The 16,864-nt window shown below is 38.5% G+C and carries 17 protein-coding genes and 1 riboswitch; of the genes, 3 read left to right on the top strand and 14 right to left on the bottom strand.

Annotated elements, in window-relative coordinates; genetic code table 11:
• Window positions 1-939: 939 nt before the first annotated feature.
• The 5 genes from MHI22_RS22175 to MHI22_RS22155 all read right to left on the bottom strand — a co-directional run bounded on the left by MHI22_RS22175 (window position 940) and on the right by MHI22_RS22155 (window position 5,772).
• On the bottom strand, window positions 940-1,710 hold the full coding sequence (locus tag MHI22_RS22175) for an IucA/IucC family C-terminal-domain containing protein (protein WP_340812659.1): 771 nt from the start codon (window positions 1,708-1,710) through the stop codon (window positions 940-942).
• On the bottom strand, window positions 1,688-2,533 hold the full coding sequence (locus MHI22_RS22170; protein ID WP_058843946.1) for an ABC transporter ATP-binding protein: 846 nt from the start codon (window positions 2,531-2,533) through the stop codon (window positions 1,688-1,690). Before MHI22_RS22170 ends, MHI22_RS22175 begins: the two co-directional genes overlap by 23 nt.
• A gap of 48 nt (window positions 2,534-2,581) precedes the next feature.
• On the bottom strand, window positions 2,582-3,622 hold the full coding sequence (locus MHI22_RS22165) for a FecCD family ABC transporter permease (RefSeq protein WP_271912550.1): 1,041 nt from the start codon (window positions 3,620-3,622) through the stop codon (window positions 2,582-2,584).
• A complete protein-coding gene (locus tag MHI22_RS22160) occupies window positions 3,615-4,631 on the bottom strand; it encodes a FecCD family ABC transporter permease (protein ID WP_036128167.1) in 1,017 nt (338 codons plus the stop codon). The genes MHI22_RS22165 and MHI22_RS22160 overlap by 8 nt, the downstream gene beginning before the upstream one ends.
• Before the next feature lie 133 nt (window positions 4,632-4,764).
• Complete coding sequence (locus MHI22_RS22155; protein ID WP_036128169.1) at window positions 4,765-5,772, bottom strand: ABC transporter substrate-binding protein; 1,008 nt, start codon at window positions 5,770-5,772, stop codon at window positions 4,765-4,767.
• 467 nt (window positions 5,773-6,239) lie between these two features.
• Here MHI22_RS22155 and MHI22_RS22150 point away from each other — a divergent pair, with 467 nt between their 5' ends.
• Window positions 6,240-6,548: a CotD family spore coat protein gene (locus MHI22_RS22150; RefSeq protein ID WP_036128170.1), complete on the top strand. Its 309-nt coding sequence runs from the start codon at window positions 6,240-6,242 to the stop codon at window positions 6,546-6,548.
• Between the two features lie 107 nt (window positions 6,549-6,655).
• Here MHI22_RS22150 and glnA read toward each other — a convergent pair whose 3' ends face one another.
• From glnA to MHI22_RS22135, 3 genes are all read right to left on the bottom strand, one after another.
• Window positions 6,656-7,990 carry a type I glutamate--ammonia ligase gene (glnA, locus tag MHI22_RS22145; RefSeq protein WP_036128172.1) on the bottom strand — a complete coding sequence of 445 codons (1,335 nt, stop codon included), beginning with the start codon at window positions 7,988-7,990 and terminating at the stop codon, window positions 6,656-6,658.
• 55 nt (window positions 7,991-8,045) lie between these two features.
• Window positions 8,046-8,420, bottom strand: coding sequence for a MerR family transcriptional regulator (locus MHI22_RS22140; RefSeq protein ID WP_036128174.1), 375 nt, complete (start codon window positions 8,418-8,420; stop codon window positions 8,046-8,048).
• Window positions 8,421-8,574: 154 nt separating this feature from the next.
• A complete protein-coding gene (locus MHI22_RS22135) occupies window positions 8,575-9,828 on the bottom strand; it encodes a methionine gamma-lyase family protein (protein ID WP_340812728.1) in 1,254 nt (417 codons plus the stop codon).
• Window positions 9,829-10,177: 349 nt separating this feature from the next.
• On the opposite strand from MHI22_RS22135, the gene MHI22_RS22130 reads away from it, so the two are divergent.
• Window positions 10,178-10,783, top strand: a complete 606-nt coding sequence (locus MHI22_RS22130; protein ID WP_036128179.1) for a trimeric intracellular cation channel family protein — start codon at window positions 10,178-10,180, stop codon at window positions 10,781-10,783.
• 74 nt (window positions 10,784-10,857) lie between these two features.
• Here MHI22_RS22130 and cobT read toward each other — a convergent pair whose 3' ends face one another.
• Window positions 10,858-11,913 (bottom strand): nicotinate-nucleotide--dimethylbenzimidazole phosphoribosyltransferase, encoded by a 1,056-nt coding sequence (gene cobT / locus MHI22_RS22125; protein WP_036128181.1) that lies wholly within the window; start codon window positions 11,911-11,913, stop codon window positions 10,858-10,860.
• A gap of 94 nt (window positions 11,914-12,007) precedes the next feature.
• Window positions 12,008-12,183: riboswitch (cobalamin riboswitch) on the bottom strand.
• Window positions 12,184-12,255: 72 nt separating this feature from the next.
• Entirely contained in the window at window positions 12,256-13,110 is an 855-nt protein-coding gene (locus tag MHI22_RS22120; protein WP_340812658.1) for a DMT family transporter, read from the bottom strand.
• A 288-nt stretch (window positions 13,111-13,398) separates the two neighbouring features.
• Here MHI22_RS22120 and MHI22_RS22115 point away from each other — a divergent pair, with 288 nt between their 5' ends.
• The gene (locus MHI22_RS22115) at window positions 13,399-13,794 is read left to right on the top strand and encodes a hypothetical protein (protein ID WP_036128186.1); all 396 of its coding nucleotides are present in this window, start codon (window positions 13,399-13,401) and stop codon (window positions 13,792-13,794) included.
• A gap of 534 nt (window positions 13,795-14,328) precedes the next feature.
• Here MHI22_RS22115 and MHI22_RS22110 read toward each other — a convergent pair.
• From MHI22_RS22110 to MHI22_RS22095, 4 genes are all read right to left on the bottom strand, one after another.
• Window positions 14,329-14,631 carry a rhodanese-like domain-containing protein gene (locus MHI22_RS22110; protein WP_036124673.1) on the bottom strand — a complete coding sequence of 101 codons (303 nt, stop codon included), beginning with the start codon at window positions 14,629-14,631 and terminating at the stop codon, window positions 14,329-14,331.
• Between the two features lie 96 nt (window positions 14,632-14,727).
• Complete coding sequence (gene hfq, locus MHI22_RS22105) at window positions 14,728-14,958, bottom strand: RNA chaperone Hfq (RefSeq protein WP_036124674.1); 231 nt, start codon at window positions 14,956-14,958, stop codon at window positions 14,728-14,730.
• A 97-nt stretch (window positions 14,959-15,055) separates the two neighbouring features.
• Window positions 15,056-15,958, bottom strand: coding sequence for a tRNA (adenosine(37)-N6)-dimethylallyltransferase MiaA (gene miaA, locus MHI22_RS22100; protein WP_340812657.1), 903 nt, complete (start codon window positions 15,956-15,958; stop codon window positions 15,056-15,058).
• A complete protein-coding gene (locus tag MHI22_RS22095; RefSeq protein WP_340812656.1) occupies window positions 15,945-16,862 on the bottom strand; it encodes an alpha/beta fold hydrolase in 918 nt (305 codons plus the stop codon). The genes miaA and MHI22_RS22095 overlap by 14 nt, the downstream gene beginning before the upstream one ends.
• Window positions 16,863-16,864: the final 2 nt, after the last annotated feature.

Genomic DNA, 16,864 nt, shown 5'->3' with positions numbered 1-16,864 from the left:
ATTTCTTAGTATTGCTTAAACTTGTAACTATGTATGATGCATTCCCCTATTTTATCTTTCACTATACTTCGTTTGCTGTAATATTCTATAAGCTAAACATGTAGTGTTCATTCAATACCTCCCTCCTCTTTCTGTTATAGTACTATTACAAAAACAATGAAGTTTTGAGCTTTAAATAGAAAAACAATGACTCTATTCATGTTTTTATAACATAATCGTGTTATAAAACTATTGTAAACGCAACAACACATATGGTTCAACTCTACAATTTTCTGAATTTTTATACATCATTAGTATAGTTTTTTTCTTTAAAACTAGTATATCAATATTATATTATGATAAACAGAAATTTTAATAGGAAGGAAACGAGGCTGGGAAGAAACTCGATTATTTCGAAAATAGCAAAAATAGATAATAACTTTTCCGCCTCTTTGCATAGTGTTAAAAAACAAAACCATCCATAGCATTTTTGTGACAGGTGATTGCAGGCTACTTGCTTTCCACTCCAATCCATAAAAATGGTACCTTTTTAGCAAAGGTCTTCAAATAAAGTGAAGGGTATTCACTACTCTTTATGAAGAGGTGTTGTCATTCATCACTTCTCTACAATGAAAATAAGAACCTCTATTCTTTAATTATACAAATAATGGGCTATTTTGATCACTTCGACTAGTATGAAAGATAGAGGGAAAAGACACTTTTGCACATGGTTGATTGGAGGGGAGCCAGCGTCACAGATAAGACCCTAGAGCGAAACGCAGTGAGTGAAGCGGCTCATCGGACGCCCCCTGGAAAGGACGCTGGCGGAACGGAAATCACTCGCTCACCTTGCCAAAGGTTCTTTTTCTGCTATTGACATCATCTTTTTTCACCAACATGAAAGTGAATAAACCCCACGACTGTTTATTCACTTTGTGGAATTGTCAATGCTTCATGAGGTTAGCCAAGTCTTTTGATTTTGGGACAAGAGATACAAAAGTCATTTGCTTCATCAGAGGTGTGATAATAGAAACAACATGTTTTTCTCAAGCGTATTGGTTGCTCTGATTCCTTGATTGTCACTTTGGGACCACAATAATTTGTCAAAGGATTTTTCCTTTCGCCAAAAAGAGAACCTGGCGCTTGATTGACAATATAGTGATAGTCTTCTTGTATACGAGCTTTTTCTTGCTCACTGGCCCCTTCGCTTATTTTTGTTTCATATAGCCAATTGACATAAATAGCTGTATTTTCCCATAAAATCGCTTTTGGGATTTTACTTTTTTTTGTTAATGACTGCCACACTTTCGCTAGATTACCTGCAAAGATTCCTTGGAGAACCTCATCACGCCATGCTTCACGATCTTGTGTTGGCACTGACACTGAGTCATCGATTAAGCGAATGTTTGGAAGCCATGGTTTCGCATGATCTTCTGCTTCCACCCAGATATTCTCAATACCAACATATAGCCCCTTATCATATCTTGACATGGCATAGAATGTTGAAGCCATCGTTAAGACGCTATAACGCTTTGCAAATAACGATGCTGTAACTAATGTAGATGTGGAATGAAAGAAAGGTGCGATTTTTTGTAAATAGGCTAAAGCTTGTTCAGTGTCTAATAAATTTTGGGCTAGTAGAGAGTAAGCAGCATCTACCGCTGGCTCAATTGTCAATCGATAATCACGTAATAGTACTGCTTTTTCTTCAGCTGACAGTTGTAAGCTCAACTGACCCTACCTCCTCTAATTTCTCCACCTGAACTGTTCGTCCCTTGCCATGTGGAACACATAAAGGCGTACCAAATAGAGGGTCTCTCATAATCGTACAGTCCATACGGAAGACAGCTTGTACAAGCTCAGGTGTTACCACTTCCTCTGGCTTACCTTGCGCATACACCTGTTTATTTCGCACAGCTACAATGTGATGGGCATAGCGGCAGGCTAAGTTTAAATCGTGCAAGACCATCACGACTGTACGCCCTTCATTTTCATTTAAATCAAATAGTAAATCTAAAATTTCTACTTGATGGGCCATATCTAAATAAGTTGTAGGTTCATCTAGTAAGATAAGATCTGTTTTTTGAGCCAATGTCATGGCTATCCATACACGTTGACGCTGACCACCTGATAATGCATCTACTGGGCGATCTGCAAATTCTGTCATCTGCGTTACCTCAAGCGCATTGTTCACAATTTTTTCATCTTCAGTAGACCATTGCTTTAACCAACTCTGATGTGGATAACGACCTTGTTTTACCAATTGTTGAACGGTTAGCCCTTCTGGCGCAACAGGTCCCTGTGGGAGAATGGCTAACCGTTTAGCCACCTCTTTCGTTGAAATCGTATCTAGTGAATCATCTTCTAAGAAAATTTCACCCGACTTTGGTTTTTGTAATCGTGCAAACGTTCGTAGTAGCGTTGATTTTCCACAACCATTAGCACCTACTAGTACTGTTATTTTCCCTTTTGGTATTTGAAGATTCAAATCCTCCAAAATAAGATTTTCACCATAGCTTACATGTAAATCTTGTGCTTCTAAAACATTTTTCAAAATCCCGTCACCTTCTTCTCACGCTTTTAACTGTTATTTCCTGTAGCTTTATTGATTGCGCGTTCTAAATAGTAAATAAATAAAGAATGGTGCCCCAATTGCAGCCGTAAAGACACCTGTTGGTAAATCCTTTGGTAAAAAAGCAGTGCGTGCTACGATGTCGGCTACGATAACAATCATCCCACCGATTATAGCAGTCACAGGTATCAATCCAGCAAAGGAACGCCCTACAAGCATTCTACTCATATGAGGGGCTACTAATCCAACAAAGGCAATTCCACCAGCAAATGCAACCGCAGAGCCAGCTAGCATCACACTAATGAGTAAAAAAAGTAAACGGTACACTTGAACCTTTACCCCTAGCCCTATCGCAATTTCATCTCCTAATTCCTTCACATTTACTGTTCTTGCCAAAATAAACGTTAGTGGCAATAACAGAGCAACCCATGGTAAAAGCAAATAGACATCCTGCATATTAGCCCCATACAAACTACCTGTCAGCCATAAATAGGCCTTCGTTGTTGCAGCTACATTACTGATCACAAGCAGCATCGTCACAACGGCCTTTGCTAACGCTGAAATCCCAATACCAATAAGCACCATACGAATAGGTGTGACGCCTTTTCTCCATGACAGTAGATAAATGATAAAGGAGACAATGCCAGCACCTAAAATAGCAGCTAACGGTAAAAATTGAATGCTGACTGATCCCATAAAGTACACGATAAAGATAATCGCCCCCATGGATGCACCACTCGTTACACCGATAATATCTGGAGCAGCAAGTGGATTACGGATAATCCCTTGTAAAATTAATCCAGCAACTCCTAGCGCTGCACCAACTAATAATGCCATCAATACACGTGGGAGCCTTAATGTATGTAAGACAAAATCGTACTCTCCATTACCATAGCCCAATAATTCCCTCACCACTGTGATAGGATGGATAAATTCACTACCTGCAGATAAACCAAGGACTGTTATGATGACTAATAATAAGCTTAATAGTAGTAAAATCCAACTAGTTCTTTTGGCAATTTGAAAAGATATACGTTCAGATTTCGTTCGAACTGTCCTATAATTAGACATTTTTCGCTAACCCCTTTCGTGCAATATAAATAAAGAAAGGAGCTCCGATAAAGGCAGTCATTACACCAATTGGCATTTCTAATGGCATGATCACATATCTCGCAGCCATATCAGCTAACAGCAGCAATATTGCTCCTAATACTGCACTGTACGGAATAATCCAACGATAATCCGTACCAACAAGCTGAATCGCAATATGAGGGACAATCAAACCAATAAAGCCAATTGAACCTGCTACAGCAACTGAACTACCTGCAAGAATGATAATAATGAGACCGAGTGTGATTTTCGTAATCATTGTTCGTTGTCCTAAGCCTTTTGCAATATCATCACCTGATTGTAAAATATTTATAGAACGACCCATACCTATTGCCACAACTGTGACCACTAAAATAAACGGTAAAACTGGTATAAGCATGTCAATGCTACGACCTGATACAGATCCCGCTAACCAAAAAAGAACACTTTGTAAGCCTTGTTCATCAATCACTAAAAGCCCTTGCGTAAACGAGACAAATAGAGCTGTAATCGCTGCACCAGCTAATACTATTTTAATCGGTGTTAAACCATCTCTTCCTAACGACCCTAGGAAAAATACCATAGCTCCCGCAGCACCTGCACCTAAAAAGGCAATCCACATATAGCTCATTAAAGAATTGATGGAAAAAAGAGTAATGGCACTAACAATAAAAAATATCGCCCCTGCATTAATCCCTAAAATATCAGGAGCTGCTAAAGGATTTCTTGTTAATGCCCGCATTAATGCTCCCGCGATGGCAAGACTTGCGCCAACTACTGTAGCGATCACAGCTCTTGTAAATCTCGATGTCCGAATAATAACATGCTCCTTATTAGCAGCATCAAAATGAAAAATGGCATCATAGATTGACGAGAAGGGTATGGACGTTTGACCAATAGCTATGCTGATTAAAAATGCCAGCAAAAGGATCAAACAACTGATGAATAAGCCTACTTGTTTCATCGAGGTACTGGAAAGAATAATTCTCATTTTACGCCAACTTTCTTGATCCACAATTTATCTTATGAAAGGGATTGTAGGTTTCTAATATGTCCAATCCCTATAATGAGAGGGCTGTCATTCAAGTATTCTATAACACTTTCAACAGCCCTAGTCTCTTTTACTATTTTTCTAATTCAAACTTGTCATAAATATCGTCTAGCATTAAATTAGCACTAATAAGTCCACCAGCTAGATTCCAATTAATTTCATCTACTTGATAAACTTGATTTGCCTTCACAGCATCAAGCTCTTTCCATAGCGGATGTTTTGTCCACTCTTCATAATTTTTCTTGACTGCGTCATCATTTTCCATAAACATATAAATTACATCGGCATTCATTTGTGTAATACTTTCTTTATCCGTTAGCTTCACGATTTCCAATGAGTCATCTGTTAAATTTTTAGGACCTTGGAAGCCAAGCTCTGACAATATAGAACCTGCATATCCTGTTACATAAATACGTGCATGGTCTGCTCTGAAGTTAACAACTGAAACATGGAATGGCCATTTATCGCCAAGCTTCTCTTGAATTTTTGTTTGGAAATCAGCAACTCGCGTATCCCAATCTCCTAGTAACTCTTTCACCTTTTCTTCCTGATCCATTGCTTGACCCATCATTTCAGCTGTTCCCTTGAAATCAAAAACCGTTTCATGAGCAACTGTCGGTGCAATTTGTGATAACTGATCATAAATTTCCTCATGACGCACTTTCGATGCAATGATTAAATCTGGTTTAAGTTTTGCAATTTCTTCAAGATTAGGTTGCGTTTCTTGTCCAACAATCGCAACGCCATCTAAATCTTTTTTCAAATAATTATAAAAAGGTGCTTCAGCCCAAGATTCTACTGCCCCCACTGGTTTAATGCCCATCGCTACTGCTACATCTGTAGCCCCTTGGTATAGCGTAACGATTTTTGTAGGTGTACCTTCAATTGTGGTAGTGCCCATAGCATGTGTAATCTCACGGCTAGAAGATTCTTCTGTGTTACTTTCTTCTGCTTTGTCATTTTCTTGTGAACTACTACCGTTCGATGCTTTATCTCCACATCCCACCAATAAAAGTGAGAATGTTAAGAATAGCGCAAAAAGAATAGAAACATTTTTATTGCGTAGTGATAATTTCGACATACATTTCCTCCTAAAATATAATCAATAATGATATTCATTATCAATTAAAGAGTATACTGTACGACCGTTTTATTGACAATATCTTTTTTTTCAAAAAACATACTTTTTTAATAATTTTTTATCTTGATTAGCCTACAGCTCCCTCCCATATAGTTTAGAAGGTGTAGGATTTTTGTATTTATTATGAAAATTTCGTCGCAATGATGCTGAGGTGTAATAGATAATTGACTAAAATTCATGGCATTTATTTAAAACAATAGCTCTAAGCAATGTCATTTTGATGTTGGGAGAGGCTTTCAGTAGCTGCTTCTTTCACCCAATATGTATCTAACCAGCTATAGATTTTCTACCATTTCAGCGACTTGTTAGATTTACCTATTCAATAATAGGCAAATAAATAGACCCTATCGACGTATATCTCATATCTTAATAATGAACTACAACTTATCAAAACAGGAGGTAATAACATGTTTCAACGAAGACGCCATCCGGCAAAAGGTCCACACTGCTGTCCGCCACAAACAATGCCAACGCAATTTGATCCACCACAATTTTTACCACCAGAGCAATATGTTCGCACAAATTATATCCATACGGTTGTTCCACATGTACAACCAGCACATGTCACAACAGTAAATAAACATATGATTGATCATCAATACTATTTCCCATGCACAGAGTCTGTTGTTAATGAATGCTGTGAAACACATACAATGTGCGGTATGCCACCTAACCCTTGTCATATGCCACACCATCGTAAACATATGGGCCGTTAACAATAACGATGGGGTGCCATGCTGCCCTATCATGCTCTGGAACTATAGACAAAAAAACGAGTACCTTCCAAGTGAAGAGGCACTCGTTTTTTTATTTTTATTAATTCTTAGTACATTTTTAAATATTGATCGCGTTCCCATTGATGAACGGTTGTACGGTACATATCGAACTCGATTTCTTTTGCTTCTTTAAAGTTTGCGTAAATATGCTCACCTAAAGCTGCTTGCGCTACTTTATCTTTAGCAAGTAATGTTAAAGCATCATCAAGTGCTGCTGGTAAGTTTTCAATACCATTAGCTTGACGCTCTTCTTCCGACATCACATAGATATTGCGATTAATAGCTGCTGGTGGCGTTAAGTTTTGACGAATACCTTCAAGACCTGCCTCTAAAATAACAGCCATTGCTAAATATGGGTTTGCTGAAGGGTCCACAGAACGTACTTCTACACGAGTTGAAAGTCCACGTGCTGATGGGATACGAATTAGTGGTGAACGGTTTTGCGCAGACCATGCTACATAACATGGTGCTTCATAACCAGGTACTAGACGTTTATAAGAGTTTACTGTTGGATTTGTTACAGCTGTGAAACCTTGTACATGTGCAAGAACACCCGCCATGAATTGCATAGCTGTTTCAGAAAGACCTAATTCTGTAGCTTCATCATAGAATGCATTTTCTTTACCTTTAAATAGTGACACGTTAAAGTGCATACCAGAGCCTGCTTCACCAAATAATGGTTTTGGCATAAATGTAGCGTGCAAGCCATGTTTACGTGCAATTGTTTTAACAACTAATTTGAAAGTTTGAATGTTATCACAAGCTGTAACAGCATCGGCATATTTAAAGTCAATTTCGTGTTGTCCTGGAGCTACTTCATGGTGAGATGCTTCAATTTCAAAGCCCATTTCTTCTAGCTCTAATACGATATCACGGCGGCAGTTTTCACCAAGATCTGTTGGAGCTAAGTCGAAGTAACCACCATGGTCATTTACTTCTAACGTTGGTTCGCCTTTTGCATCTAATTTGAATAAGAAGAATTCTGGCTCAGGCCCTAAATTGAAGCTTGAGAAGCCCATATCTTCCATTTTTTTAAGAATACGTTTTAGGTTATTACGTGGGTCACCAGCAAATGGTTCGCCTTTCGCAGTGTATACGTCACAAATGAGACGTGCCACTTTCCCTTTTTCAGAAGTCCAAGGGAATACTACGAAAGTATCAAGATCAGGATATAAATACATATCAGATTCTTCGATTCGAACGAAACCTTCAATAGATGAGCCATCAAACATCATTTTGTTTTCTAATGCTTTGTCTAATTGACTTACAGGAATCTCAACATTTTTGATTGTGCCAAGAATATCTGTAAATTGTAAACGAATAAAGCTTACGTTTTTTTCTTCGATGAGACGTTTAATGTCCTCTTTTGTGTATTTACCCACAGTTTTCCACACTCCTATAATTTGTCTAGCTTTTATGTTTACCCTACCCTATTTATTAATAGAATCGAGATAAATCCCCTCGTCGGATGGATGATTTTTGCATGCGCTGAGCTTGACGCATTTCTTCGCGCATGATTTGGCGTAATTCTGAATCACTTAAATCTTGTTCATCTGTAGCAACAGGATCTTTCTTTTTAGCAAATAATTTTTTAATCTTCGCCATATTCATACCCTGCTCTAAGTAGTCTTTAATTTCAAGCAATGTGTCGACGTCATTTAATGAAAACATTCGACGATTGCCTTCTGTTCGGTGCGGCTCAATTAAATGGTGTTCTTCATAATAACGAATTTGTCGTGCCGAGAGTTCAGTTAATTGCATCACAATACTCATTGATAATAACGGCATAGTTCGTCTAATTTCACGACTCATTTAAGTCCTCCTCCAATACCCGCTTATCATATAACGAAATTTTTTCACTGTCAACCAACCATGTGAGGTTTCCTAACATGTAAGGCGTTATTTTTTTCAATCCGATAGAAAATTGTAAAAAACTATTCAAATTTAAGGTTTATTTATTTTCATATTACTTTTTTTGAATGGCTTGAACAGCACTACAAATAGCAAATTTAACATGTTCATATGTTAGTCCACCCTGGATAAAGGCTGTATATGGTGGACGGATTGGACCATCTGCTGTCAGCTCAATGCTGGAGCCTTGAATAAATGTTCCCGCAGCCATAATGACATCATCTTCATAACCAGGCATATAAGCTGGTTCTGGAGCATAATGGGCATTTATTGGAGAATTGGCTTGTATTTCACGACAGAAGGCAATCATCTGCTGTGCAGTTTGGAAGGAAACGGATTGGATTAAATCCGTACGATTTGCATCATAGCTTGGAGAAGTGCTCATTCCGATTTCCTCCAGCATAGCTGCTGTAAAGATCGCACCTTTTAAGGCTTGTGATACGACATGTGGGGCTAGGAAAAATCCTTGATAAAAATCTCCTAATGTATTTAATGTTGCCCCTGCCTCTGCCCCAATACCTGGAGATGTCATACGATACGCACATTTCTCTACTAAATCTGCACGGCCAGCAATATAGCCACCAATTTTCGCCAATCCTCCACCAGGGTTTTTAATGAGTGAGCCTGCCATTAAATCAGCACCAACCTCTGTAGGTTCCTTCGCCTCTACGAACTCACCATAGCAGTTATCTACAAAAATAACGGCATGTGGGGCTAATTTGCGCACCTTTACGCACATATCAGCAATTTCTGCAATCGTAAAGGATGGACGTGTCGCATAGCCTTTCGAACGTTGAATGGCAATCATTTTTGTTTGCGTAGTAATGGCTGCTTCTACACCTACCCAATCAATTGCTTTATTTTCCACTAAATCCACATGTCGATAGCCTATTTTATAATCTTTCAGTGAACCGGTATCTTTGTTACCACCATCAACAATGGATTGCAATGTATCATATGGCTGACCAGAAATATAAAGCAGCTCATCACCAGGACGAAGGACACCGAATAGACTAAGCGTGATTGCATGTGTTCCTGAAATAATTTGTGGTCGTACAATGGCAGCCTCCGCCCCAAAAACTTCCGCATAAACACGCTCTAAATTATCGCGTCCCTCATCGTCATAGCCATAGCCATTGGATGGATGTAAATGATAGTCACTTACTTGATGCTTGCGAAATGCTGCTAGCACCTTCTGTTGATTATAAAACGCCATTTCTTCTACCTTTGCATGATAGGGTCGAACTTGCTCCTCTATTTTTGACGCTAAGGATAGCGTTTGTGCTGATAAATTAGATGTAAACGTCATTCTTTTCTTCTCCATTTCACAATTGTCCCGCATTTCAATCAGTAAGATCTATCGACTCTCTAAATTGACTTCACTCATTCTAGAATTCCCTAAATAACTACTGGTATATCAACGCTTTTGACGAATGTTTTTCTTTATTTCAATAACATCTTATCAATTTGTATGAACCCCTGCAAAACTTGCCTATTGTTTCTAAGCGAATTTTACGCTAAGCTAATGTGCGGACTTACTTCAAGAAGCGTATGTAATGACTGATTTTGGCTATTAAATTCATAGATTCTGTTACGTCAAAAAAAGTCTTTTAACTTTAAAAAAAGAAGTTCATTTATTGATAGAAGGGGTGAAAGGGATGGCTTGGGAGGTTTTTAGTATTATTGGAACAATTGCCTTTGCTATTTCTGGGGCAATCATTGCCATGGAAGAAGAATACGATTTATTCGGTGTATATATACTCGGTATTGTCACTGCTTTTGGTGGAGGAGCTATTCGAAATTTACTCATCGGGCTGCCTGTCACAACCTTATGGGGACAGGATATGATGTTTCAAATTGCACTAGCTGCGATTACGATATTTTTTATTTTCCCGCATCATCTGATTCAGCATTGGCATCGTTGGGGCAACTTCACAGATGCCATTGGCTTATCCGCGTTCGCTATTCAAGGTGCACTCTATGCCGTGAAGCTAGATATGCCAATTAGCGCAGTCGTTGTAGCTGCTGTTTTAACAGGTTCAGGTGGTGGTATTGTGCGAGATTTATTAGCTAGACGGAAGCCACTAGTTCTCCGTGATGAAGTCTATGGTGTTTGGGCTGCTCTCGCAGGGCTTGTTATCGGATTTGAAGTTTTGACTGGAGACATTTTCCTTTATGTATTATTTGCAGTGATTACAGCATTACGCATTCTTTCCTATATGATGAAGTGGCGTTTGCCTTTGCGAAGGTTGAATCGGGCATAGATACTGTAATTGATAAAAAAATGAATAAGCGCAAAGAGTTCATTAACTATTTGCGCTTATTTGTTATTCAGTAACTATTTAGCCAAAAGATTCATGGCTTCTTCTAATGTCACCATATTTTTCATCATAGAACAAGCAGCATCTAAAAGAGGAAAGGCTAGAGCAGCACCAGAGCCTTCGCCTAATCGCATGTTCATATGCAGCATTGGCTCTACACCAAGTAATGATGCGGCAATTTTAGCCCCTGGTTCCTCTGAAGCATGGGAAGGTATGATAAAGTCTTTTACTTTCGGTTCAATTTGATAAGCAATAAGCGCAGCAATAGTCGAAATAAAACCATCAATAATAACAGGTTTTCGGTGACTTGCGGCAGCCAGCATGATACCAGCCATAGCCCCTATCTCTAGCCCTCCAACTTTAGCTAGAACATCAATGATATCGTTAGGATTGGGTTTGTTGAGAGTAATTGCTTTTTCAATTACTGCTGCTTTATGAGCAATCCCTCCTTGACCAACTCCTGCGCCAAACCCTGTTATTTCAATAGGGTCATAGCCAGTCAAAGCAGCTAATATGGCAGTGCTCGGCGTTGTATTACCAATGCCCATTTCACCTGTTCCAAGTAGGTTGGCTCCTTTTGTGATTTCATCTGTTGCCACATGAATCCCCACTTCAATGGATTGAATAGCCTCTTCTCTTGACATAGCAGGGCCCTGTGCCATGTTATCTGTGCCATGCTTAATTTTATGAATGATGACACCTGCATCAAGCGGAATATCTTCTTTTACCCCAACATCTACTGTTACTACCTTTGCATTGGTAATGCCCGCAATCGCACAAACGCCTGTACCTCCTTTAGGAAAATTTAATGTTTGAAAGACCGTAACATTTTGTGGATTCGTTGTTATGCCTTCCTCACAAACGCCATGATCTGCTGCACAGACAATCATCACTTTTTTATCGACCATTGGATATAATTGTCCTGTTATGCCTGAAAGCTGTACGGCAAGTGATTCTAGTTTACCCAAGCTACCTGGGGGCTTACAAAGCGCATCAATTCGCTTTCTAGCTTGGTCCATACTATTCATATCAGCCTCTTGGATATTTTGAATCGTGTCTTGTAATAATTGCATTATTGTTTCTCCTCTCGTTCTACATGAAGACAAAATAAAAAGTCTGTAGTTTATTGTCATGACAAATAAACTACAGACTTTTCCATCATCTATATACTTCCGAAGCAAGTAGGCAGGTCTCCTGGCTCAAGTTCAACATATCATCGTGCCTTCCCAGCGATTCGCTAGTGGCATTTACGATGACACTCCCTTATACAGTGGCGGGTCCGCTAAAGTTTTTCACTTTATTCCCTATTCTCCCTATTGGGCACCTAATGCTTTTATTAAACTATTTATAATCTACGACAGCGTATTTTTTCTGTCAATATTAGAATACTCGCCTTGTACCATTTCTTCGGTTACCTATTCTTTTTCTATTTCGCTTAGCAATGTTGAGCCTAATAATAGGACCGCTCCTATTATTTGTAGAAGCGCCATTTTTTCTCCTATAATCATCGTGGAAATTACTAATGATGTCAGTGGATCAATATAGCTAAGAATGGCTATACTTTGTCCTTTTAACTGTGACATGCCTAAAAAGAACAATAAAAATCCAACCCCTGCATGGACAATGCCTAATGTAATTAAGAATAGGACTGATTCAAAACTGATTTTCATGACCTGAAATCCTGTAGTTCCAAGTAGATAGAAGCTAAGGAAAAATGCTGCTAAAGAAAGTTGAATCATTGTATTTTCTGGTTCCTTTAAGCCGCATATAAATTTATTTGTCAATGTTAGCGCTGTGTAAAAGCATGCCGCGATAAGACCGTAGACAATGCCTATAAAATGCTCACTGTCCCCAGTGCCTTGACTTTGGACAATCAAATATAGTCCGATAAGGGCCACACAGACATACATTATTTTTCTGCCAACTAGCTTCTCTTTTAAAATAATTGGAGATAAGCAGATAACGAGTACTGGTGCAAAATAATAACTCAATGCAGCATTGGCAATCGTTGTTGCTTTATAAGCCTGAAATAAAAAAATCCAGTTCCCACACAAGGCGATACTAGAAAGTATTAATTTCCACTTATTTTTTATAATCTCTAATTTCGAAAAATTCCCCTTTTTATAAATAAAAATCACTTCTAAAAAACAAGCACCTATTAAACTCATCCAAAAAGCGATTTCACTTGAAGTTAACGGAATATACTTGGCAAAAACACCAACTGCTCCAAAAATAATCATGGATAATACAAATGCTAATTTTCCGCTCATTACAAATTCCTACTTTCTACGTATAAAGTATTAACCTATACAGTAGAATCTATTGAAAATGAGCAAACTGTTATTGTATGCCTAAACAGTAGATTCTACTGTAAAGACATTGTTGGGGGTGCTATTGAACGAAACATACAAAATCCCTCCTTCACCTACTTAATTGTAACATATTTCTGAAAATTAAAGAGTAAGTTTTATAAAGAAAGGGATCACTAATCCCTTCATAATATTACGAGTATGTATAATGTAAGGTAGGTCATAAATTTTCTTTGAGGAGGAATTAGGATGAATGCAAGAGAATTGAGAAATGCCATTGCGGAGACTTGTGAAAATTATGATAGTCACTACGCTCAGTTAGTGAAACCAATCAATCAGTTATTAATGAATGTCGATGCTAGTATAAGTAACGAAACAGCGAATATAATCATCGAAAATTTGAAGTTATATTATAGCGGGGATAAATACATGACGGAATGTCACTTCGATGAGAGTGAAAATTTCTTAAAAGATGGTCTTGAACTTCTTCAAAAGGGGGATCTTGCGAATGGTGCTTTACAAATATATGGTGCTGGTTTAAATTTTTCCAGTTATGCTTTAAAGGTTCGTGGGCAAAAAAATGTGAATCCGTATATTAACTTTGAAAAAAATTTCAGCCTCATCATGAACACACTCCGAAAATAAGTATATAAAAAAGGTGATGTCAATGATAGAAACAGCCACTTTGAAAAGCGAGAGGTTGATTTCCGTTCCACCAGCGTCCTTTCAGGGGGCGTCCGATGATGAGCCGCTTCACTCACTGCGTTCGCTCCAAGGTCCCCTCTGTGACGCTAAATCCCCTAGGAGTGACACTGGCTCCACTCCAATCAACCATATGTAAAAGTGGCTTTTCCTTCTCTTTCATACGAACCGTAGTGAACAAAATAGCCCATTATTTGTCTGATGAGAGAAAGGATAGCCCTTTATTTTCAATGTGAAGAAGTGGTAAGTAACAACACCCCTCCATAAAGAGTAGTGAATACCTTTGCTAAAAAGGTACCATTTTTATGCATTGGAATGGAAGGCTACTTGACTCCCGTGGGATAGTGAGACAGGCGAGCCTCTGCACGGAGGAAGCGGCTCGGCGCTCGCCCACAGGAAAGCAAGTAGCCTGCAACGGAAATCCATTTTCACCCTTCACAAAAATGCTATGGATGGTTTTATTTTTCATTATGTCATTTATTTAAATTCTAATTCCCCATCGTAAGCTAGCATGCCGCCTTCAAGATTTGTTACATCAAATCCTTGCGCTTCTAAATAAGCACATGCATTAGCAGAACGAGCACCAGCCTTACAAACAACAATATATGGCTTTTCTACGTCTAATTCCTCTAAACGTTCCGGGATTGTCCCAAGGGCAATGTGCTTGGCACCAGGAATCATGCCGTGTGCTACTTCATCCTCTTCACGTACATCAATAATATATAGGTCCTCATTTGCATCTAATCGTTCTAGTAATTGTGTTGTTTCCATTGATTTCATGAACTTTTTTCCTCCAAAATTTCAAATTCCACTTACATTATAGCTTGTAACAAAAAAAACAGCCAGTGTGGTGAACACAAGCTGTTTAACAATTTTTTATCCTTCTGTCTCTAAAAACTCTATTTGTTTTGCTGGAACGAATGTAGAAATGGCGTGCTTGTAGATTAGGTGCTGCTTATTTTCAGCATCCATTAATAAAACTGTAAAATTGTCATATGATTTCACAGTCCCTTTTAACTGAAATCCATTTAACAGAAATACAGTTACAAAAACACTGTTTTTACGTAGTTGGTTCAAGAACGTATCTTGCAAGTTGATTGATTTCATCAAATAGCCTCCCCACTAACTTTCTACCTCTTCACTCCTATAGTAGCATGTTCTACCAATTTATCAATTAGTAATTTTTAGAAATTTTTCTTAATTATTATAATTGTTCATCCGTCGTAATAAAATGGACATCCATTTTATTGCGAAAATAGGTAAGTTGTCTTTTTGCATAGCGGCGTGAATTTTGTTTTAAGCTATCAATAGCTTCTTCGAGGGTACATTTGCCATCCAAATAATCATACAATTCCTTATAGCCAATTGCTTGTATGGACTGCACATTTCGAATATTTTGCTGCCATAAACCTTTGACTTCTTCTAAAAGGCCATTGTCCATCATTAAATCAACACGACGGTTAATGCGGTCATAAAGCACTTCACGGGTCATATTTTGACCTAACCCCAAAATGACATGCTTATAAAGAGGTACTTCCCCTCGGTTTTGTGCTTCAGCTGCTTTGGATACACCGCTTAATTCCAGCATTTCTAATGCACGAATGACACGACGCGTATTGTTTGGATGAATCGTCTCCGCTGTTTGAGGGTCTAGTTGTTTTAATTTATCATGCATTGCCTCAGGGCCAAGCTTTGCTAATTCATCATAGTAGGCTTTTCGTGCTTCCTCATCAACTTTCTCATCAGTAAATTGGAAATCATAGAGGACCGCTTGTACATATAAGCCTGAGCCACCTACTATAATGGGTAATTTTTGTCGAGATTGGATTTCTGCAATTTTTGCTCGGACTAATTTTTGATAATCCGCTACTGAAAAAGATTCTGTCGGCTCTAAAAAACTGAGTAGATGGTGTGGTACGCCCTCCATCTCTTCTTCCTTAATTTTAGCAGTCCCAATATCGAGTCCTTTATAAATTTGCATGGAGTCGCCATTAATGACTTCACCGTTATATTTTTTCGCCAGTTCAATGCTTAAAGCTGTTTTACCAGAGGCAGTTGGTCCTACAATCGCTACGACCTCTGCCTGCTGTAATTTAGTTACTATCATATTTTTCTAACCACCGTAATAATACTTGAAAGACCGCTTCTTGATTGTCTTCATTTAAAATTTCATGCCGTTTGTCCTCAAATAAATAAACCGTTACATCTTTTACTCCTACTGTTGCCAATTGTTCAGCAACTGTGTAAACGCCCAGCCCCTGTTCGCCAACCGGGTCTTTACTTCCGCTTATCAAGAGAATAGGAAGATTTTTTCTTATTTTTGCTAATTCTTTTTTACGATTAAGTGTTGCAAAGCCCGTTGTTAAATCGACAAAAAATTGATTGGTTGGAATAAAGCCACAATATGGGTCATCTATATACTTCTGCACCTCTTGTTGGACAGAACATAGCCAGTCATAGGCCGTCTTTGGATTTGGAAACTGTTTATTAAAGCTACCAAAACTCAATTGATTTAGCAGCTTACTTTCAGTTTCTTTCCCTAGCCCCTTAGCTAATACCTTGGCTACGATATTTCCAACAGTATGCAGGGCTGTCACATTTCCCGTACCACAGAGAATAACATTGTCTACTTGTTCACCATACAGTTGAATATATCGTCTAGTAATGAATGACCCCATACTATGACCAAAAATAATGAATGGTACATTTGCATAAGGTGCATGTAATTGCGTGACCACTTCATGGGCATCTTCTACCACACGCTCAAAGCCGTTCTTTTCAGCAAAAAAACCTAACGTGCCATTATAGGCCGCCGTTTCACCATGACCACGATGATCGTGCATCGTCACAGCATAGCCTGCCGCATTGAGTGTTTTAGCAAATGTTAAATAGCGACCACTGTGCTCTGCCATACCATGCAAAATGTGAATATGACCAATACATGGCGTTGTGGGCTCCAATGTTCGAGTAAAGACAAAATGTCCATCCGACATTTGAATATAACGCTCCATCC

This window comes from Lysinibacillus sp. FSL L8-0312 (genome assembly GCF_038003285.1).
Taxonomy (GTDB): Bacteria; Bacillota; Bacilli; order Bacillales_A; family Planococcaceae; genus Lysinibacillus; species Lysinibacillus fusiformis_D.
The sequence above is the reverse complement of the archived record's forward strand: the minus strand, read 5'-3'. Positions and strand labels throughout refer to the sequence as shown.